Consider the following 20,441-nt stretch of genomic DNA (forward strand, 5'->3'; position numbering starts at 1 on the left):
CTTATCCCCCCTTAGAACACAGTGCAAAGAACTTCGCCGCCGACACCGGCAGCGCGCGCAGCACGATCCGTCATCACACCTTTGTTGGTGGAGACGATAGACACACCGAGACCGCCACGAACTTTTGGCAGATCATCGACGGACTTGTACTGACGCAGGCCTGGACGGCTAACGCGCTTCACTTCCTCGATGACCGGACGGCCTTCGAAGTACTTCAGCTCGATGGACAGCAGTGGCTTGATTTCGCTGCTGATCTGATAACCCGCAATGTAACCTTCGTCCTTCAGGACTTTGGCAACAGCTACCTTCAAAGTAGAAGATGGCATGCTTACGACGGACTTTTCAGCCATCTGGGCATTACGGATTCGAGTTAGCATGTCCGCTAACGGGTCCTGCATACTCATGGGCTAGACGCTCCTAATACAAAAAAATTAGCCTTGCGGCTACTACGTGTCGCCGAGGACATCCGCGCGGAAAAAGCACGGGCTCAGGCGAGCCGGGTATTCTAGACACACCCCACAAATGAATCAAGCCCCAAAAGGGGCTTGATTCAAGTTCAAGGTCACCGATGGTCAGGATCTTGCGATCCCGAGCACCGAGACTTTGATAGTGCTTACCAGCTGGCTTTAACCAGACCAGGTACGTCACCACGCATTGCAGCTTCACGCAATTTGTTACGGCCGAGGCCGAACTTGCGGTAAACGCCGTGTGGACGACCGGTCAGGCGGCAGCGGTTACGCATGCGCGAAGCGCTTGCGTCACGTGGCTGCTTCTGCAGAGCTACTGTAGCTTCCCAACGCGCTTCTGGACTTGCGTTCAGATCAACGATGATAGCTTTCAGTGCTGCACGCTTTTTGGCGTACTTGGCAACCGTGAGCTGACGCTTCAGCTCGCGGTTTTTCATGCTCATCTTGGCCATTTTCCTACTCCAATCAGTTGCGGAACGGGAATTTGAAAGCACGCAGCAGCGCGCGACCTTCATCATCGTTCTTGGCAGTGGTGGTCAGGGTAATGTCCAGACCGCGGAGAGCATCGATCTTGTCGTAGTCGATTTCCGGGAAGATGATCTGCTCTTTAACGCCCATGCTGTAGTTACCACGACCATCGAAGGACTTGGCATTCAGGCCGCGGAAGTCGCGAACCCGAGGCAGGGAGATCGACAGCAGACGATCCAGGAATTCGTACATACGCTCACGGCGCAGAGTCACTTTGACGCCGATCGGCCAACCTTCACGGACTTTAAAGCCAGCGATGGATTTCCGAGCGTAAGTCACAACGACTTTCTGACCGGTGATCTTTTCCAGGTCGGCAACAGCGTGCTCGATGACTTTTTTGTCACCGACCGCTTCGCCCAGACCCATGTTCAGGGTGATTTTGGTAACGCGTGGAACTTCCATCACGTTCGAAAGCTTAAGTTCTTCCTTAAGCTTCGGTGCGATTTCCTTCCAGTAAATCTCTTTTAGTCGTGCCATGGTCTTCTACCTAGCAGTGTTCAAGCATCAACCGCTTTTTGGGTCGACTTGAAGACACGAATTTTCTTGCCGTCTTCTACTTTGAAACCAACGCGATCAGCCTTGTTGGTTTCGCCGTTGAAAATGGCGACGTTAGAAGCGTCCAGTGGAGCTTCTTTTTCGACGATACCGCCTTGTACGCCCGACATCGGGTTAGGCTTGGTATGACGCTTAACCAGGTTCAGACCACCAATAACCAGACGGTTATTAGCGAGAACCTTAAGCACCTTACCGCGCTTACCTTTGTCTTTGCCGGCGATCACGATGATCTCGTCGTCACGACGAATCTTTTGCATGTCGGATCTCCTTACAGCACTTCTGGGGCGAGCGAGACGATCTTCATGAACTTCTCAGTACGAAGTTCACGGGTCACTGGCCCAAAGATACGGGTGCCGATCGGCTCTTGCTTGTTGTTCAGAAGAACAGCAGCGTTGCCATCAAAGCGGATAATGGAGCCATCAGCACGACGTACGCCGTGACGAGTGCGGACTACAACAGCAGTCATCACTTGGCCTTTTTTCACTTTACCGCGAGGAATTGCTTCCTTCACGGTAACTTTGATGATGTCACCGATACCAGCGTAACGACGATGGGAGCCACCCAGCACCTTGATGCACATAACGCGGCGAGCGCCGCTGTTATCGGCCACATCGAGCATGGATTGAGTCTGAATCATATAATTTCTCCGACCCCTAGTCCTTAGACTTCCACAGCGCGTTCGAGAACATCAACCAGCGCCCAAGACTTGGTCTTGGCCAAAGGACGAGTTTCACGAATAGTGACTTTGTCGCCGATGTGGCACTGATTGGTTTCGTCGTGCGCGTGCAGCTTAGTCGAACGCTTAACGTATTTACCGTAGATCGGGTGCTTAACGCGACGCTCGATCAGAACGGTGATGGTTTTGTCCATCTTGTCGCTGACAACACGGCCAGTCAGCGTACGGACAGTTTTTTCGGCTTCAGCCATGATTACTTACCTGCCTGCTGGTTGAGCACAGTCTTCACGCGAGCGATGTCACGCTTAACTTGCGAGAGCAGATGAGACTGCCCCAACTGGCCAGTTGCTTTCTGCATACGCAGATTGAACTGGTCGCGCAGCAAGCCGAGCAGTTGCTCGTTCAGCTGCTGTGCGGATTTTTCACGAAGTTCATTCGCTTTCATCACATCACCGTCCGTTTAACAAAGGCGGTGGCGAGCGGCAGCTTTGCAGCAGCCAGGGCAAAAGCCTCACGCGCCAGCTCTTCAGTAACACCCTCGATTTCATACAGGACTTTGCCTGGCTGAATCTGGGCAACCCAGTACTCCACACTACCCTTACCTTTACCCATCCGAACTTCGAGTGGCTTTTTGGAAATAGGCTTGTCCGGGAATACACGGATCCAGATCTTGCCGCCACGTTTAACGTGACGGGTCAGAGCGCGACGCGCTGACTCGATCTGACGAGCGGTGAGACGACCACGAGCTACAGACTTCAGCGCGAACTCGCCGAAGCTGACTTTGCTACCGCGCTGAGCCAGACCACGGTTGTGGCCTGTCATCTGCTTGCGGAACTTCGTACGCTTTGGTTGCAACATTTGGCGTACCCCTTACTTAGCAGCTTTTTTACGAGGCGCTGGTGCTTGTGGTTTCAGTTCTTCTTGGCGACCACCAATTACTTCGCCTTTGAAGATCCAAACCTTTACACCGATCACACCGTAAGTGGTGTGAGCTTCGTAGTTGGCATAGTCGATGTCGGCACGCAGGGTGTGCAGTGGCACACGACCTTCGCGATACCATTCAGTACGTGCGATTTCAGCACCGCCGAGACGACCGCTCACTTGGATTTTGATGCCTTTGGCACCAATGCGCATGGCGTTCTGAACAGCGCGCTTCATAGCGCGACGGAACATTACACGACGCTCCAGCTGCTGAGCTACGCTCTGCGCAACCAGCATACCGTCGAGCTCCGGCTTGCGGATCTCTTCGATATTGATGTGCACAGGCACACCCATTTGCTTGGTCAGGTCCTGACGCAGTTTCTCAACATCTTCACCTTTCTTCCCGATAACGATACCTGGACGAGCGGTGTGGATGGTGATACGTGCAGTTTGAGCCGGACGATGGATATCGATACGGCTTACGGACGCGCTTTTTAGTTTGTCTTGGAGATACTCGCGCACCTTCAGATCAGCGAACAAATAGTCCGCATAAGTCCGACCGTCTGCGTACCAGACGGAGGTGTGCTCCTTGACGATTCCCAGGCGAATGCCAATGGGATGTACTTTCTGACCCATCTCTTCGACTCCGTTACTTGTCAGCAACCTTGACAGTGATATGGCAAGACCGCTTGACGATGCGATCAGCACGGCCTTTGGCACGTGGCATGATTCGCTTCAGCGAACGCCCTTCGTTGACGAAAACGGTGCTGACTTTAAGGTCATCAACGTCTGCGCCTTCGTTATGCTCGGCGTTGGCTACGGCCGACTCCAGCACTTTCTTCATGATCTCGGCGGCTTTCTTACTGCTGAAAGCCAACAGGTTGAGCGCTTCGCCCACCTTCTTCCCGCGGATCTGGTCGGCGACCAAGCGGGCTTTCTGGGCGGAGATTCGAGCGCCCGACAACTTAGCGGCTACTTCCATCGTTCCTTACCCCTTAACGCTTGGCTTTCTTGTCTGCCACGTGCCCACGATATGTGCGGGTACCGGCAAACTCGCCTAGTTTGTGGCCGACCATGTCTTCGTTCACGAGAACTGGAACATGTTGACGACCGTTATGCACAGCAATGGTCAAACCGACCATTTGTGGCAGGATCATGGAACGGCGCGACCAGGTCTTAACTGGTTTGCGATCGTTCTTTTCCGCCGCCACTTCGATCTTCTTCAGTAGGTGAAGATCAATAAAAGGACCTTTTTTCAGAGAACGTGGCACTGTCGTATCCCTCTATTTACTTGCGACGACGGACGATCATTTTGTCGGTACGCTTATTACCACGAGTCTTCGCGCCCTTAGTCGGGAAGCCCCATGGCGATACCGGATGACGACCACCAGAGGTACGACCTTCACCACCACCATGTGGGTGGTCAACCGGGTTCATGGCAACACCACGAACGGTTGGGCGAACGCCACGCCAGCGTTTGGCACCAGCTTTACCCAGCGAACGCAGGCTGTGCTCGGAGTTCGAGACTTCACCCAGGGTCGCGCGGCATTCAGCCAGCACTTTACGCATCTCACCAGAACGCAGACGCAGGGTCACGTAGACACCTTCACGAGCGATCAGCTGAGCCGAAGCACCAGCGGAACGAGCGATTTGCGCGCCTTTACCTGGCTTCAATTCGATGCCGTGTACGGTGCTACCAACTGGAATGTTACGCAGTTGCAGAGCGTTGCCCGGCTTGATCGGCGCCAAAGCACCTGCGATCAGCTGGTCACCAGCACTCACGCCTTTAGGGGCGATGATGTAGCGACGCTCGCCATCTGCGTACAGCAGCAGAGCGATGTGAGCAGTACGGTTTGGATCGTATTCAATACGCTCGACAGTGGCAGAGATGCCATCTTTGTCGTTGCGACGGAAATCGACCAGACGATAATGCTGCTTATGGCCACCACCGATGTGACGAGTGGTAATGCGACCATTGTTGTTACGACCACCAGTCTTCGATTTTTTCTCGAGCAGCGGTGCGTGAGGAGCGCCTTTATGCAGCTCCTGGTTGACCACCTTGACCACAAAACGGCGGCCAGGGGAAGTCGGTTTGCATTTAACGATTGCCATGATGCACCCCTTCCTTACTCAGCACTGCTGCTGAAATCGAGATCTTGGCCTGGCTGAAGGGAGATAACTGCCTTCTTCCAGTCATTACGCTTGCCCAGACCGCGAGCAGTGCGCTTGCTCTTACCCAGAACATTCAGGGTAGTAACACGCTCTACTTTCACGCTGAACAGGCTTTCGACGGCCTTCTTGATTTCCAGCTTGGTTGCGTCAGTTGCAACCTTGAAAACGAACTGGCCTTTCTTGTCAGCCAGAACCGTAGCCTTCTCGGAAACGTGCGGGCCAAGCAGAACTTTAAATACGCGTTCCTGGTTCATCCCAGCAGCTCCTCGAATTTCTTCACGGCCGACACGGTGATCAACACCTTGTCGTATGCGATCAGACTAACTGGATCGGAACCTTGCACGTCACGTACATCAACGTGTGGCAGGTTGCGAGCAGCCAGGTACAGGTTCTGATCAACTACTTCAGACACGATCAAGACGTCAGTCAGGCCCATGCCGGTCAGTTTGTTCAGCAGATCTTTGGTCTTCGGTGCATCAACAGCGAAGTCCTGAACCACAACCAGACGATCAGTACGCACCAGCTCAGCAAGGATGGAACGCATTGCTGCGCGATACATCTTCTTGTTCAGCTTCTGGGTGTGATCCTGAGGACGAGCTGCGAAAGTGGTACCGCCGCCACGCCAGATTGGGCTACGGATAGTACCGGCACGAGCACGGCCAGTACCTTTCTGACGCCATGGGCGCTTACCGCCACCACGAACGTCGGAACGGGTCTTTTGCTGCTTGCTACCTTGACGGCCGCCGGCCATGTAGGCCACGACTGCTTGGTGAACCAGCGTCTCGTTGAATTCGCCGCCAAATGTCAGTTCGGAAACTTCGATCGCTTGAGCGTCATTTACATTTAATTGCATGTCAGCTTCCCCTTAACCGCGAGCCTTGGCTGCTGGACGTACAACCAAGTTGCCGCCAGTAGCGCCAGGAACAGCGCCCTTGACCAACAACAGATTGCGTTCAGCGTCCACGCGCACTACTTCGAGGGACTGCACGGTCACGCGCTCAGCGCCCATATGACCGGACATTTTTTTGCCCTTGAATACACGACCAGGAGTCTGGCACTGGCCGATAGAGCCTGGAACGCGGTGGGACACGGAGTTACCGTGGGTATTATCTTGCCCGCGGAAGTTCCAACGCTTGATCGTACCCTGGAAGCCTTTACCCTTGGACTGACCGGTTACATCAACCAGTTGACCAGCGGCGAAGATTTCAGCGTTGATCAGATCGCCAGCCTGGTACTCGCCTTCTTCAAGGCGGAATTCCATTACGGTACGACCAGCGGCAACGTTCGCTTTAGCGAAGTGGCCAGCTTGAGCAGCTGTAACACGCGAAGCACGACGCTCGCCTACAGTGACTTGCACTGCACGATAGCCATCGGTTTCTTCAGTTTTGAACTGGGTGACGCGATTCGGCTCGATCTCAATGACCGTGACCGGAATGGAGACACCTTCTTCGGTGAAAATACGGGTCATACCGCATTTACGACCGACTACACCAATAGTCATGTTGTAAACCTCATGAGTGTACGGGGCTTTCACCCGCTATGGCCGCCCATTTCAGAGCGTTACACGACTAAGACCGAGTCTTAGCCGAGGCTGATCTGCACTTCCACACCGGCCGCAAGATCAAGCTTCATAAGAGCATCAACGGTTTTATCCGTTGGCTGGACGATGTCCAGAACGCGCTTATGAGTACGGATCTCGTACTGGTCACGCGCGTCTTTGTTGACGTGCGGGGAGACCAGAACGGTGAACCGCTCTTTACGGGTAGGCAGTGGAATTGGACCACGCACTTGAGCACCAGTACGTTTCGCGGTTTCCACGATTTCCTGGGTGGATTGGTCGATCAGGCGATGGTCAAAAGCCTTCAACCTGATACGGATTTGCTGATTTTGCATTGGATTTCAGACTCCGGCTGCTATTCCCACCGAGCGCAATACGCCCGTTAAAAGGAGGCGCAATTCTATAGACGCCCCATATAGGTGTCAACCCAATAAAAAAGCCCCCGCTAAGCGGGGGCTTTTTCAATTCATCAAAGCTTACTCAAAAAGAGCTTACTCGATGATTTTGGCTACGACGCCAGCGCCGACGGTACGACCGCCTTCACGGATAGCGAAACGCAGACCGTCTTCCATTGCGATGGTTTTGATCAGGGTGACAACCATTTTGATGTTGTCGCCTGGCATTACCATTTCAACGCCTTCCGGCAGCTCGCAGTTACCAGTCACGTCAGTAGTACGGAAGTAGAACTGTGGACGGTAGCCTTTGAAGAACGGAGTGTGACGGCCGCCTTCTTCTTTGCTCAGAACGTAGACTTCAGCTTCGAACTTGGTGTGCGGCTTAACCGAACCTGGCTTAACCAGAACCTGGCCACGCTCAACGTCGTCACGCTTGGTGCCACGCAGCAGAACGCCGCAGTTCTCGCCAGCACGACCTTCGTCGAGCAGCTTACGGAACATTTCAACACCGGTGCAGGTGGTGACGGTAGTGTCACGCAGACCAACGATTTCCAGTGGATCCTGAACCTTGACGATACCGCGCTCGATACGGCCAGTTACAACAGTACCGCGACCGGAGATCGAGAATACGTCTTCGATTGGCATCAGGAACGGCTTGTCGATAACACGGACTGGATCTGGAATGTAGCTGTCCAGAGTCTCAACCAGTTTACGAACGGCAGTGGTGCCCATTTCGTTGTCGTCTTGGCCGTTCAGAGCCATCAGAGCGGAACCGATGATGATCGGAGTGTCGTCGCCTGGGAAGTCGTAAGTGCTCAGCAGATCGCGCACTTCCATCTCAACCAGTTCCAGCAGCTCAGCGTCGTCAACCATGTCAGCCTTGTTCAGGAAGACAACGATGTACGGAACGCCAACCTGACGGGACAGCAGGATGTGCTCACGGGTTTGTGGCATCGGACCATCAGCGGCCGAGCAAACCAGGATAGCGCCGTCCATCTGAGCAGCACCGGTGATCATGTTCTTCACATAGTCAGCGTGACCTGGGCAGTCAACGTGAGCGTAGTGACGGATCAGCGAGTTGTATTCAACGTGCGCGGTGTTGATGGTGATACCACGAGCCTTTTCTTCCGGAGCGCTGTCGATCTTGTCGAAAGCAACAACGGCCGAACCGAAAACTTCGGAGCAGACGCGAGTCAGAGCAGCGGTCAGCGTGGTTTTACCGTGGTCGACGTGACCGATGGTGCCAACGTTGACGTGCGGGAGGGTACGGTCAAATTTTTCTTTAGCCACGACAATTAACTCCTAGCCTAAAGGGGCTGAATCAGCCTTGTTTTTTGGTAACGGTTTCGACGATGTGCGACGGAGCCGTATTGTATTTTTTGAATTCCATAGAGTAGCTTGCGCGACCTTGGGACATGGAACGGACGTCAGTTGCATAACCGAACATCTCGCCCAGCGGAACTTCGGCACGAATTACTTTGCCGGAGACCGTGTCTTCCATACCCAGGATCATGCCGCGACGACGGTTAAGGTCGCCCATCACGTCACCCATATAGTCTTCAGGTGTAACAACCTCTACCGCCATGATCGGCTCGAGCAACTCACCACCGCCCTTCTGGGCCAGTTGCTTGGTCGCCATGGAAGCAGCCACCTTAAACGCCATCTCGTTGGAGTCGACGTCATGGTAGGAACCATCAAACACGGTAGCCTTCAGGCCGATCAGCGGATAGCCGGCAACAACGCCGTTCTTCATCTGCTCTTCGATACCCTTCTGGATAGCCGGGATGTATTCCTTAGGAACCACACCACCCACTACTTCGTTCAGGAATTGCAGACCTTCCTGACCTTCGTCAGCAGGAGCAAAACGAATCCAGCAATGACCGAACTGGCCACGACCGCCGGACTGACGAACGAACTTGCCTTCGATTTCGCAGCTCTTCGTGATGCGCTCACGGTACGAAACTTGAGGCTTACCGATGTTGGCTTCGACGTTGAACTCACGGCGCATCCGGTCAACCAGGATGTCCAAGTGCAACTCGCCCATGCCGGAGATGATCGTTTGACCAGTCTCTTCATCAGTCTTGACGCGGAAAGAAGGGTCTTCCTGAGCAAGTTTGCCCAGAGCGATACCCATTTTTTCCTGGTCATCCTTGGTCTTAGGCTCTACGGCAACCGAGATAACCGGCTCCGGGAAATCCATGCGAACCAGGATGATTGGCTTGTCAGCGTTGCACAAAGTCTCACCAGTGGTGACGTCCTTCATGCCGATCAAGGCCGCGATGTCACCAGCGCGTACTTCCTTGATTTCTTCACGGGCGTTTGCGTGCATTTGCACCATACGACCCACGCGCTCTTTCTTGCCTTTAACCGAGTTGATCACGCCGTCGCCGGAGGCCAACACGCCCGAGTAAACTCGAACAAAGGTCAAGGTACCCACGAATGGGTCGGTGGCAATTTTGAATGCCAGAGCGGAGAACGGTTCGTTGTCATCCGCATGACGCTCCAGATCGATAGTCTCGTCATCCGGGTCAGTACCCTTGATGGCAGGAATATCAACAGGCGCAGGCAGGTAGTCGATAACGGCGTCGAGAACCAGGGGAACGCCCTTGTTCTTGAAGGAAGAACCGCAAACAGCCAGAACGATCTCACCAGCGATAGTACGCTGACGCAGAGCGGCCTTGATTTCCGCGTTGGTGAGTTCTTCACCTTCGAGGTACTTGTTCATCAGCTCTTCGCTGGCTTCGGCCGCAGCCTCAACCATGTTACCGCGCCACTCGTCAGCCAGTTCCTGCAGCTCAGCAGGGATAGGCTTGCGAACTGGGACCATGCCTTTGTCAGCGTCATTCCAGTAAACAGCTTCCATGGACATCAGATCGATCTGACCCTGGAAGTTGTCTTCGGAACCGATAGCCAACTGGATTGGAACCGGGGTGTGACCCAGACGCTGCTTGATCTGACCGATCACTCGCAGGAAGTTTGCACCAGCACGGTCCATCTTGTTTACGTAAACAAGACGTGGAACGCCGTATTTGTTGGCTTGACGCCATACGGTTTCCGACTGAGGCTCAACACCCGAGGTGCCGCAGAACACAACGACCGCGCCGTCGAGAACACGCAGGGAACGTTCAACTTCAATAGTGAAGTCAACGTGGCCCGGAGTGTCGATGACGTTGAAGCGGTATTGGTCCTTGTGCTGCTTCTCGGAACCCTGCCAGAAGGCGGTAATGGCAGCAGAAGTAATGGTAATACCACGCTCCTGCTCCTGAACCATCCAGTCTGTGGTCGCGGCGCCGTCATGCACCTCGCCCATTTTGTGACTTTTGCCAGTGTAAAAAAGGACGCGCTCGGTGGTGGTGGTTTTACCAGCATCCACGTGAGCAACGATACCAATGTTACGGTAGCGGTTAATCGGTGTTGTACGAGCCATAAAGCCCTCGCAAAATTAGTGACGCTAAAATTAGAAGCGGTAGTGCGAGAAAGCCTTGTTGGCTTCAGCCATACGGTGCACGTCTTCACGCTTCTTAACTGCAGCACCTTTGCCTTCAGCGGCGTCCAACAGTTCGCCAGCCAAACGCAGAGCCATAGACTTCTCGCCGCGCTTACGGGCGAAGTCTACCAACCAGCGCATTGCCAGAGCGTTACGACGGGACGGACGAACTTCGACCGGAACCTGGTAAGTAGCACCGCCTACACGGCGCGACTTTACTTCGACCAGCGGAGCGATGGCGTCGAGAGCTTTCTCGAAGATTTCCAGGGGATCGCTGTTCTTGCGTTCTTTAACCTTTTCCAGCGCGCCATAAACGATACGCTCGGCAACGGCTTTCTTGCCGCTTTCCATCACGTGGTTCATGAACTTGGCCAGGATCTGGCTGCCGTATTTTGGATCGTCAAGCACTTCGCGCTTGGCTGCTACGCGTCTTCTTGGCATGGATAAGCCCTCAAACGGTCTTCAGGTTCGCTCGGAATCGGTGCCCTTTCGGGACGCCTCCGACCTTACTCTTATCGACTCAGAAAAATAGAAAATCAGTTTTACAAAAAGCCGCTACTACTTAGGCTTCTTGGTACCGTACTTCGAACGACCTTGGTTACGACCTTTAACGCCGGAAGTATCCAAAGAGCCGCGAACGGTGTGGTAACGAACACCTGGCAAGTCTTTTACACGACCGCCGCGGATCAGTACCACGCTGTGTTCTTGCAGGTTGTGGCCTTCACCGCCGATGTACGAGGAAACCTCGAAACCGTTGGTCAGACGCACACGGCATACTTTACGCAGTGCCGAGTTAGGTTTTTTCGGCGTGGTGGTATACACACGGGTGCATACGCCACGACGTTGCGGGCAGTTCTGCAGCGCAGGTACGTCGGATTTCTCGACGATACGCTTACGCGGCTGACGTACCAGCTGGTTGATAGTTGCCATCTACTAGCTCCACTGTTGTCTTGCGACGCTATTGTCTTGCAAGAAAAGCAAAATGGCAGGAACGAATTCCCGCCAAATTTAGGGGTACAAGAGTCTAAAGAGGATCTTGCCCCCAGTCAAGGCAAGGCCCCGACCTCCCCGCTCATCCAACCTCGACAAATTGTCTCGATTCGATGAACGGAACGGCCAGGGCCTTACGCTCATTTATCGCAGAACTCAGTTACCGCTCGAGTTCAGCGCTTCGGTCAGTGCAGCTTCCACTTCACTGGCGCTTACGCGCAACGGCTTGTCAGCATCACGGCGACGCTTGCGCTCGCTGTGATAAGCCAGACCGGTACCGGCCGGGATCAGACGACCCACGACCACGTTTTCTTTCAGGCCGCGCAGGTAATCGCGCTTGCCGGTTACCGCCGCTTCGGTCAGTACGCGAGTGGTTTCCTGGAAGGAAGCCGCCGAGATGAACGATTCGGTGGACAACGACGCCTTGGTGATACCCAAAAGCACGCGAGTGAACTTGGAAACGAATTTCTCGTCGCCAGCCAGACGCTCGTTCTCTACCAGAACGTGAGTCAATTCCATCTGGTCGCCCTTGATGAAAGTCGAGTCGCCAGATTCAGCGATTTCAACCTTACGCAACATCTGACGCAGAATGGTCTCGATGTGCTTGTCGTTGATCTTCACGCCTTGCAGACGGTAAACGTCCTGGATCTCGTTCACGATGTACTTGGCCAGCGCACTTACACCCAGCAGACGCAGGATGTCGTGTGGATCGCTCGGGCCGTCGGAGATAACTTCGCCGCGGTTTACCTGTTCGCCTTCGAAGACGTTCAGGTGACGCCACTTCGGAATCAGCTCTTCGTACGGATCAGTACCGTCGTTCGGGGTGATAACCAGACGGCGCTTGCCTTTGGTCTCTTTACCGAACGCGATGGTGCCGCTGACTTCAGCCAGAATCGAGGCTTCTTTCGGACGACGTGCTTCGAACAAGTCGGCAACACGTGGCAGACCACCAGTGATGTCACGGGTCTTCGAAGTCTCTTGCGGGATACGAGCGATAACATCACCGATCGCAATCTTCGCACCATCCGCAACACCGACCAGGGCGTTGGCTGGCAGGAAGTACTGAGCGATAACGTCAGTGCCTGGCAGCAACAGATCCTTGCCGTTGTCATCAACCATCTTCACAGCAGGACGGATATCTTTACCGGCAGCTGGACGGTCTTTGGCGTCGAGTACTTCAATGTTGGTCATACCGGTCAATTCGTCAGTCTGACGCTTGATCGTGATGCCTTCTTCCATGCCCACGTAGGTCACGGTACCTTTCATTTCGGTAACGATTGGGTGAGTGTGCGGATCCCACTTGGCCACGATTGCGCCAGCGTCGACCTTGTCACCTTCTTTAACCGAAATCACAGCACCGTACGGCAGCTTGTAACGCTCACGCTCACGACCGAAGTCATCAGCGATCGCCAGCTCACCGGAACGGGACACAGCAACCAGGCAACCATCCACTCGCTCAACGTGCTTCAGGTTATGCAGACGGACGGTACCGCCATTCTTCACCTGAACGCTGTCAGCTGCGGAGGTCCGGCTAGCCGCACCACCGATGTGGAACGTACGCATGGTCAGCTGGGTACCCGGCTCACCGATGGACTGGGCAGCGATAACGCCGACCGCTTCACCGATGTTGACCTGGTGACCACGAGCCAAATCACGGCCGTAGCACTTGGCGCAAATGCCGTAGCGGGTTTCGCAGCTGATCGGCGAACGCACGATCACTTCGTCGATGCTGTTCAGCTCGATGAACTCGACCCACTTCTCGTCTACCAGCGTACCGGCAGGAACGATGATTTCTTCGGTACCAGGTTTAAACACGTCACGGGCAATGACTCGACCCAATACGCGCTCACCCAATGGCTCAACAACGTCACCGCCTTCAATGTGCGGAGTCATTACCAGGCCATGTTCGGTGCCGCAATCGATCTCGGTCACAACCAGATCCTGCGCTACGTCTACCAGACGACGAGTCAGGTAACCGGAGTTCGCAGTTTTCAACGCGGTATCCGCCAAACCTTTACGAGCACCGTGAGTGGAGATGAAGTACTGAAGTACGCTCAAACCTTCACGGAAGTTCGCAGTAATCGGCGTTTCGATGATGGAGCCGTCCGGCTTGGCCATCAGGCCACGCATACCGGCGAGCTGACGGATCTGCGCAGCAGAACCCCGTGCGCCCGAGTCGGCCATCATGTACATCGAGTTGAAGGATTCCTGGTCGACTTCGACGCCATGGCGGTCGATGACTTTCTCTTTCGAGAGGTTGGCCATCATCGCCTTGGAAACTTCGTCGTTCGCCTTGGACCAAAGGTCGATCACTTTGTTGTACTTCTCGCCCTGGGTTACCAGGCCGGAAGCGTACTGACTTTCGATCTCTTTCACTTCATCAGTAGCAGCATTGATGATGCGGGCTTTTTCATCCGGGATAACGAAGTCGTTAACACCGATGGAGACGCCGGAAATGGTCGAATAGGCAAAACCGGTGTACATCAACTGGTCAGCGAAGATCACGGTCTCTTTCAAACCAACCACGCGGTAGCACTGGTTGATCAGCTTGGAGATCGCCTTTTTCTTCATCGGCTGGTTGACGACGTCGTACGACAGGCCAGGTGGAACAACCTGGAACAACAGCGCACGGCCGACAGTGGTGTCGACGATACGGGTGTTCTTGACGCTGCCACCATCACGATCGTTGACGGTTTCGTTGATCCGCACTTTGACTTTAGCGTGCAGTGCGGCTTCGCCGGCACGGAACACACGGTCAACTTCTTGCAGATCCGCGAACACACGACCTTCGCCCTTGGCGTTGATCGCTTCACGAGTCATGTAGTACAGACCCAATACAACGTCCTGCGACGGAACGATGATTGGCTCACCGTTGGCTGGCGACAGAATGTTGTTGGTCGACATCATCAACGCACGCGCTTCCAACTGGGCTTCCAGTGTCAGCGGTACGTGCACGGCCATTTGGTCGCCGTCGAAGTCGGCGTTGTACGCGGCACAGACCAGAGGGTGCAGCTGGATAGCCTTACCTTCGATCAGTACTGGTTCAAATGCCTGGATACCCAGACGGTGAAGGGTCGGCGCACGGTTGAGGAGAACCGGGTGTTCACGGATCACTTCAGCTAGAACGTCCCAAACTTCCGGCAGCTCGCGCTCGACCATCTTCTTGGCAGCTTTGATGGTGGTCGCGAGACCACGCATTTCCAGCTTGCCGAAAATGAACGGTTTGAACAGCTCGAGGGCCATTTTCTTCGGCAGACCGCACTGATGCAAACGCAGGGTCGGACCTACGGTAATTACCGAACGACCGGAGTAGTCAACACGCTTACCGAGCAAGTTCTGACGGAAACGACCTTGCTTACCCTTGATCATGTCAGCCAGGGATTTCAGAGGACGCTTGTTCGAACCGGTGATAGCGCGGCCACGACGGCCGTTGTCGAGCAGTGCATCGACGGCTTCCTGCAACATACGCTTTTCGTTGCGCACGATGATGTCCGGAGCGGACAGATCGAGCAGACGCTTCAAGCGGTTGTTACGGTTGATCACTCGACGATACAGATCGTTGAGGTCGGAAGTCGCGAAGCGACCGCCATCCAGCGGGACCAGTGGACGCAGATCTGGCGGCAGAACCGGCAGAACGGTCAGCACCATCCATTCTGGAAGGTTGCCGGAACCCTGGAAGGCTTCCATCAACTTCAGACGCTTGGACAGCTTCTTGATCTTGGTTTCGGAGTTGGTTTGCGGAATTTCTTCACGCAGACGGCCAATCTCGTGTTCCAGGTCGATAGCGTGCAGCAGTTCACGGACAGCTTCGGCACCCATGCGGGCATCGAAATCGTCGCCGAACTCTTCCAGCGCTTCGAAGTATTGCTCGTCGTTCAGCAGCTGACCTTTTTCAAGGGTGGTCATGCCTGGGTCGATAACGACATAGCTCTCGAAGTAGAGAACGCGTTCGATATCACGCAGGGTCATGTCCATCAGCAAGCCGATACGCGACGGCAGCGATTTCAGGAACCAGATGTGGGCAACTGGCGAGGCCAGTTCGATGTGCGCCATGCGCTCACGACGAACTTTAGCCAGCGCGACTTCAACGCCGCACTTCTCGCAGATCACACCACGGTGCTTCAAGCGCTTGTACTTACCGCACAGGCACTCGTAATCCTTTACCGGGCCAAAGATCTTGGCGCAGAACAGGCCGTCACGTTCAGGTTTGAACGTACGGTAGTTAATGGTTTCCGGCTTTTTAACTTCACCGAACGACCACGAACGGATCATCTCAGGCGATGCCAATCCAATACGGATGGCGTCGAACTCTTCGACTTGACCCTGGTTTTTCAGCAAATTCAGTAGGTCTTTCAAGGCCTTTCCTCCTGGCGGAGCAGAGAGCGGGCAATCCTGCCCCGCTCTCGATTCGCGTCACGTGTTATTCGGTTTCCAGATCGATATCGATGCCGAGGGAACGAATTTCCTTGATCAACACGTTGAAGGACTCGGGCATGCCCGGCTCCATACGGTGATCGCCATCCACGATGTTTTTGTACATCTTGGTACGGCCGTTCACATCGTCCGACTTCACTGTGAGCATTTCTTGCAGAGTGTAAGCAGCACCGTATGCTTCCAGTGCCCAGACCTCCATCTCCCCGAAACGCTGACCACCGAACTGCGCCTTACCACCCAGCGGCTGCTGGGTAACCAGGCTGTACGAACCGGTAGAACGAGCGTGCATCTTGTCGTCTACCAAGTGGTTCAGCTTCAGCATGTACATGTAGCCAACAGTAACCGGGCGCTCGAACTTGTTGCCGGTACGGCCGTCGGTCAGCTGCATCTGGCCGCTTTCTGGCAGGTCTGCCAGTTTCAGCATGGCCTTGATTTCGCTTTCCTTGGCACCGTCGAACACTGGAGTGGCCATTGGAACGCCGCCACGCAGGTTCTTCGCCAGATCCAGGATTTCCTGGTCGGAGAAGCTATCCAGATCTTCGTTACGACCGCCGATCTGGTTGTAGATCTCGTCGAGGAATTTACGAAGCTCAGCGACTTTGCGCTGCTCTTCGATCATCCGGTTGATCTTCTCGCCCAGACCTTTAGCCGCGAGGCCCAGGTGGGTTTCAAGGATCTGACCAACGTTCATACGCGAAGGTACGCCCAACGGGTTGAGGACGACGTCGACCGGGGTGCCATTGGCATCGTGCGGCATGTCTTCAACCGGCATGATCACGGAGACCACACCTTTGTTACCGTGACGACCGGCCATCTTGTCGCCCGGCTGGATGCGGCGACGGATTGCCAGGTAAACCTTGACGATTTTCAGCACGCCTGGAGCCAGGTCATCGCCCTGCTGCAGTTTGCGCTTCTTGTCTTCGAACTTGTCGTCCAGCAGACGGCGGCGATCAACGATGTAGGCCTGAGCCTTCTCGAGCTGCTCGTTCAGAGCATCTTCAGCCATGCGCAGTTTGAACCACTGACCATGCTCAAGACCGTCGAGAACTTCGTCGGTGATCTCCTGACCTTTCTTCAGACCGGCGCCGCCTTCGGCTTTATGGCCGACCAGAGCGGAACGCAGACGTTCGAAAGTGGCGCCTTCAACGATACGGAACTCTTCGTTCAGATCCTTGCGGATCTCGTCGAGTTGAGTCTTCTCGATCGACAGTGCACGAGCATCACGCTCAACGCCGTCGCGGGTGAAGACCTGTACGTCGATGACGGTACCCTTGGTGCCGGTGGGCACACGCAGGGAGGTGTCTTTAACGTCGCTGGCTTTTTCACCGAAGATGGCACGCAGCAGTTTTTCTTCCGGAGTGAGTTGAGTCTCGCCTTTCGGAGTGACCTTACCCACCAGGATGTCGCCTGCGCCTACTTCAGCACCTACATAAACGATACCGGCTTCGTCCAGCTTGTTCAGTGCAGCTTCACCCACGTTCGGGATGTCTGCAGTGATTTCCTCTGGCCCAAGCTTGGTGTCACGCGCCACACAGGTCAGTTCCTGAATGTGGATCGTGGTGAAGCGGTCTTCCTGAACCACACGCTCGGACAGGCAGATGGAGTCTTCGAAGTTGAAGCCGTTCCATGCCATGAACGCGATGCGCATGTTCTGACCCAGAGCCAGCTCACCCATATCGGTGGACGGACCATCAGCCATGATGTCGCTGCGCTGAACCCGATCACCTTTACGCACCAGCGGACGCTGGTTGATGCAGGTGTTCTGGTTGGAGCGGGTGTACTTGGTCAGGTTGTAGATGTCGACGCCAGCTTCGCCGGTTTCAACTTCGTCATCAGCAACTCGAACCACGATACGGCTGGCATCGACGGAATCGATAACGCCACCACGACGAGCCACGACGCAAACGCCGGAGTCACGGGCTACGTTACGCTCCATGCCGGTACCGACCAGCGGCTTGTCAGCGCGCAGGGTTGGTACAGCTTGACGCTGCATGTTCGAACCCATCAACGCACGGTTGGCGTCGTCGTGCTCGAGGAACGGGATCAGCGACGCAGCAACCGAAACTACCTGCTTCGGCGATACGTCCATCAAGGTGACATCTTCCGGCGCCTTGACGGTGAACTCGTTCAAGTGACGAACAGCTACCAGCTCGTCGATCAGGACTTTCTTGTCGTTCATCGTGGCGGAAGCCTGAGCGATCACGTGATCAGCTTCTTCGATGGCGGACAGGAACACGATCTCGTCGGTGACCAGAGCGTCTTTCACCACACGGTACGGGCTCTCGAGGAAGCCGTACTGGTTGGTGCGCGCATAGGCAGCCAGGGAGTTGATCAGACCGATGTTCGGACCTTCCGGCGTTTCAATCGGGCATACACGACCGTAGTGAGTCGGGTGTACGTCACGAACTTCAAAGCCAGCACGCTCACGAGTCAAACCGCCAGGGCCGAGTGCAGAAACACGACGCTTGTGGGTGATCTCGGACAGCGGGTTGTTCTGGTCCATGAACTGGGAAAGCTGGCTGGAACCGAAGAACTCTTTCACCGCCGCAGCCACTGGCTTGGCGTTGATCAGGTCTTGCGGCATCAGGCCTTCGCTTTCAGCCATCGACAGACGCTCTTTGACCGCACGCTCAACACGCACCAGGCCAACGCGGAACTGGTTCTCGGCCATTTCGCCTACGCAGCGAACACGACGGTTACCCAGGTGATCGATGTCATCGACGATGCCTTTACCGTTACGGATGTCGACCAGAGTCTTCAGTACGGCGACGATGTCTTCTTTGCACAACACGCCCGAACCTTCGATCTCGGTACGACCGATACGACGGTTGAACTTCATCCGGCCGACCGCAGACAGGTCATAGCGCTCAGGGCTGAAGAACAGGTTGTTGAACAGAGTCTCGGCAGCGTCTTTGGTTGGCGGCTCGCCTGGACGCATCATGCGATAGATCTCGACCAGCGCTTCCAATTGGTTGCTGGTGGAGTCGATCTTCAGCGTGTCGGAGACGAATGGACCGCAGTCGATGTCGTTGGTGTACAGAGTTTCGATGCGAACAACCTGGGACTTGGCGATTTTTGCCAGGATCTCGGTGTTCAGCTCGGTGTTGCACTCTGCCAGGATTTCGCCGGTTGCCGGATGCACGATGGCCTTGGCGGTAGTGCGACCCAGGACGTAGTCCAGAGGCACTTCCAGGGTCTTGAGACCGGCTTTTTCGATCTGGTTGATGTGGCGCGCAGTAATACGACGACCAGCCTCAACGATGACCTTGCCCTTCTCGTCCTGAATATCCAGAACAGCGATTTCACCACGCAGACGCGAAGCAATCAGTTCCAGACTGAGGGTTTCGCCGCTCAGATGGAAAACGTTGGTGGTGTAGAACGCGTCGAGCACTTCTTCAGTGGTATAGCCGAGCGCGCGCAGCAGTACCGATGCAGGCAGCTTGCGACGACGGTCGATACGCACGAATACGCAGTCTTTCGGGTCGAACTCGAAGTCCAGCCACGAACCGCGGTATGGAATGATGCGCGCGGAGTACAGCAGTTTGCCGGAGCTATGCGTCTTGCCGCGGTCGTGGTCGAAGAACACGCCCGGGGAACGGTGCAGCTGGGAAACGATTACACGCTCGGTACCGTTGATTACGAAGGTACCGTTCTCAGTCATCAGGGGGATTTCACCCATGTAGACTTCTTGCTCTTTAATGTCCTTGATCGCTTTGTTCGACGATTCTTTGTCGAAAATGATCAGGCGCACTTTTACCCGCAAAGGTACGGCGTAAGTTACACCGCGCAATACGCATTCTTTGACATCAAATGCCGGTTCGCCCAGGCGATAACCGACGTACTCCAGCGCAGCATTGCCGGAGTAGCTGATGATCGGGAAAACGGATTTGAAGGCCGCATGCAGGCCCACGTCGCGGAACTGATCTTTAGTCGCTCCCGCTTGCAAGAATTCACGATACGAATCCAGCTGGATGGCCAGGAGGTACGGCACATCCATGACGTCCGGCAACTTGCTAAAGTCCTTGCGGATACGTTTTTTCTCAGTATATGAGTAAGCCATCAGCGTTCCCCAGCTTGGTCACCTGCTTGTTTGGCCCCTCCCGACGGGAGCAGCCAGAAAATCGTGCAAACCCCATGGTTTGCGCCACCGCATCGGGTGGTTACAGCTCGTTACCAGCACCGACCCAGTCGGCTGCCAATAACGGAAAAAGGCCGGTGGCAAGAGCCACCAGCCATCAGCCTTTCGCTTAACGCTCGG

At 55.0% G+C, this 20,441-nt stretch carries 22 protein-coding genes; all 22 read right to left on the reverse strand.

The features are described 5' to 3' along the window. Window positions 1-11 precede the first annotated feature (11 nt). On the reverse strand, window positions 12-404 hold the full coding sequence (gene rpsH, locus ACYZT8_RS26610) for a 30S ribosomal protein S8 (RefSeq protein ID WP_003186040.1): 393 nt from the start codon (window positions 402-404) through the stop codon (window positions 12-14). Between the two features lie 209 nt (window positions 405-613). Beyond that, the gene (gene rpsN, locus ACYZT8_RS26615) at window positions 614-919 is read right to left on the reverse strand and encodes a 30S ribosomal protein S14 (RefSeq protein WP_003176414.1); all 306 of its coding nucleotides are present in this window, start codon (window positions 917-919) and stop codon (window positions 614-616) included. A gap of 13 nt (window positions 920-932) precedes the next feature. Beyond that, window positions 933-1,472 (reverse strand): 50S ribosomal protein L5, encoded by a 540-nt coding sequence (gene rplE, locus ACYZT8_RS26620; protein WP_003176415.1) that lies wholly within the window; start codon window positions 1,470-1,472, stop codon window positions 933-935. A gap of 20 nt (window positions 1,473-1,492) precedes the next feature. After that, a complete protein-coding gene (rplX, locus tag ACYZT8_RS26625; RefSeq protein WP_003176416.1) occupies window positions 1,493-1,807 on the reverse strand; it encodes a 50S ribosomal protein L24 in 315 nt (104 codons plus the stop codon). An 11-nt stretch (window positions 1,808-1,818) separates the two neighbouring features. Beyond that, window positions 1,819-2,187 carry a 50S ribosomal protein L14 gene (gene rplN, locus ACYZT8_RS26630; RefSeq protein WP_002555479.1) on the reverse strand — a complete coding sequence of 123 codons (369 nt, stop codon included), beginning with the start codon at window positions 2,185-2,187 and terminating at the stop codon, window positions 1,819-1,821. Window positions 2,188-2,210: 23 nt separating this feature from the next. Further along, the gene (gene rpsQ, locus ACYZT8_RS26635; protein ID WP_003176419.1) at window positions 2,211-2,477 is read right to left on the reverse strand and encodes a 30S ribosomal protein S17; all 267 of its coding nucleotides are present in this window, start codon (window positions 2,475-2,477) and stop codon (window positions 2,211-2,213) included. 2 nt (window positions 2,478-2,479) lie between these two features. Further along, window positions 2,480-2,671, reverse strand: a complete 192-nt coding sequence (gene rpmC, locus ACYZT8_RS26640) for a 50S ribosomal protein L29 (RefSeq protein WP_002555481.1) — start codon at window positions 2,669-2,671, stop codon at window positions 2,480-2,482. Next, the gene (gene rplP, locus ACYZT8_RS26645; protein WP_008145497.1) at window positions 2,671-3,084 is read right to left on the reverse strand and encodes a 50S ribosomal protein L16; all 414 of its coding nucleotides are present in this window, start codon (window positions 3,082-3,084) and stop codon (window positions 2,671-2,673) included. The genes rpmC and rplP overlap by 1 nt, the downstream gene beginning before the upstream one ends. 12 nt (window positions 3,085-3,096) lie before the next feature. Further along, window positions 3,097-3,783 carry a 30S ribosomal protein S3 gene (rpsC, locus tag ACYZT8_RS26650; protein WP_003176422.1) on the reverse strand — a complete coding sequence of 229 codons (687 nt, stop codon included), beginning with the start codon at window positions 3,781-3,783 and terminating at the stop codon, window positions 3,097-3,099. Window positions 3,784-3,796: 13 nt separating this feature from the next. Next, window positions 3,797-4,129 carry a 50S ribosomal protein L22 gene (gene rplV / locus ACYZT8_RS26655; protein ID WP_003103908.1) on the reverse strand — a complete coding sequence of 111 codons (333 nt, stop codon included), beginning with the start codon at window positions 4,127-4,129 and terminating at the stop codon, window positions 3,797-3,799. A 13-nt stretch (window positions 4,130-4,142) separates the two neighbouring features. Beyond that, the gene (rpsS, locus tag ACYZT8_RS26660) at window positions 4,143-4,418 is read right to left on the reverse strand and encodes a 30S ribosomal protein S19 (RefSeq protein WP_002555486.1); all 276 of its coding nucleotides are present in this window, start codon (window positions 4,416-4,418) and stop codon (window positions 4,143-4,145) included. Between the two features lie 16 nt (window positions 4,419-4,434). Next, window positions 4,435-5,259 (reverse strand): 50S ribosomal protein L2, encoded by an 825-nt coding sequence (gene rplB, locus ACYZT8_RS26665; protein ID WP_003176423.1) that lies wholly within the window; start codon window positions 5,257-5,259, stop codon window positions 4,435-4,437. Window positions 5,260-5,273: 14 nt separating this feature from the next. Next, on the reverse strand, window positions 5,274-5,573 hold the full coding sequence (rplW, locus tag ACYZT8_RS26670; protein ID WP_002555488.1) for a 50S ribosomal protein L23: 300 nt from the start codon (window positions 5,571-5,573) through the stop codon (window positions 5,274-5,276). Further along, a complete protein-coding gene (gene rplD, locus ACYZT8_RS26675; protein ID WP_007896707.1) occupies window positions 5,570-6,172 on the reverse strand; it encodes a 50S ribosomal protein L4 in 603 nt (200 codons plus the stop codon). The genes rplW and rplD overlap by 4 nt, the downstream gene beginning before the upstream one ends. A 12-nt stretch (window positions 6,173-6,184) precedes the next feature. Continuing rightward, complete coding sequence (gene rplC, locus ACYZT8_RS26680; protein WP_003186059.1) at window positions 6,185-6,820, reverse strand: 50S ribosomal protein L3; 636 nt, start codon at window positions 6,818-6,820, stop codon at window positions 6,185-6,187. Between the two features lie 80 nt (window positions 6,821-6,900). Then, entirely contained in the window at window positions 6,901-7,212 is a 312-nt protein-coding gene (gene rpsJ / locus ACYZT8_RS26685; protein ID WP_003186070.1) for a 30S ribosomal protein S10, read from the reverse strand. A 156-nt stretch (window positions 7,213-7,368) separates the two neighbouring features. Then, window positions 7,369-8,562, reverse strand: a complete 1,194-nt coding sequence (tuf, locus tag ACYZT8_RS26690) for an elongation factor Tu (RefSeq protein WP_007896660.1) — start codon at window positions 8,560-8,562, stop codon at window positions 7,369-7,371. A gap of 31 nt (window positions 8,563-8,593) precedes the next feature. Then, window positions 8,594-10,699 carry an elongation factor G gene (gene fusA, locus ACYZT8_RS26695; RefSeq protein ID WP_438662389.1) on the reverse strand — a complete coding sequence of 702 codons (2,106 nt, stop codon included), beginning with the start codon at window positions 10,697-10,699 and terminating at the stop codon, window positions 8,594-8,596. A 30-nt stretch (window positions 10,700-10,729) separates the two neighbouring features. Further along, entirely contained in the window at window positions 10,730-11,200 is a 471-nt protein-coding gene (gene rpsG / locus ACYZT8_RS26700; protein WP_002555493.1) for a 30S ribosomal protein S7, read from the reverse strand. Between the two features lie 117 nt (window positions 11,201-11,317). Further along, window positions 11,318-11,689 carry a 30S ribosomal protein S12 gene (rpsL, locus tag ACYZT8_RS26705; protein WP_002555494.1) on the reverse strand — a complete coding sequence of 124 codons (372 nt, stop codon included), beginning with the start codon at window positions 11,687-11,689 and terminating at the stop codon, window positions 11,318-11,320. Window positions 11,690-11,905: 216 nt separating this feature from the next. After that, the gene (gene rpoC, locus ACYZT8_RS26710) at window positions 11,906-16,105 is read right to left on the reverse strand and encodes a DNA-directed RNA polymerase subunit beta' (RefSeq protein ID WP_008145492.1); all 4,200 of its coding nucleotides are present in this window, start codon (window positions 16,103-16,105) and stop codon (window positions 11,906-11,908) included. Between the two features lie 64 nt (window positions 16,106-16,169). After that, window positions 16,170-20,243, reverse strand: a complete 4,074-nt coding sequence (gene rpoB / locus ACYZT8_RS26715) for a DNA-directed RNA polymerase subunit beta (RefSeq protein ID WP_028621541.1) — start codon at window positions 20,241-20,243, stop codon at window positions 16,170-16,172. Window positions 20,244-20,441: the final 198 nt, after the last annotated feature.

The organism is Pseudomonas sp. LB3P93 (assembly GCF_054898025.1).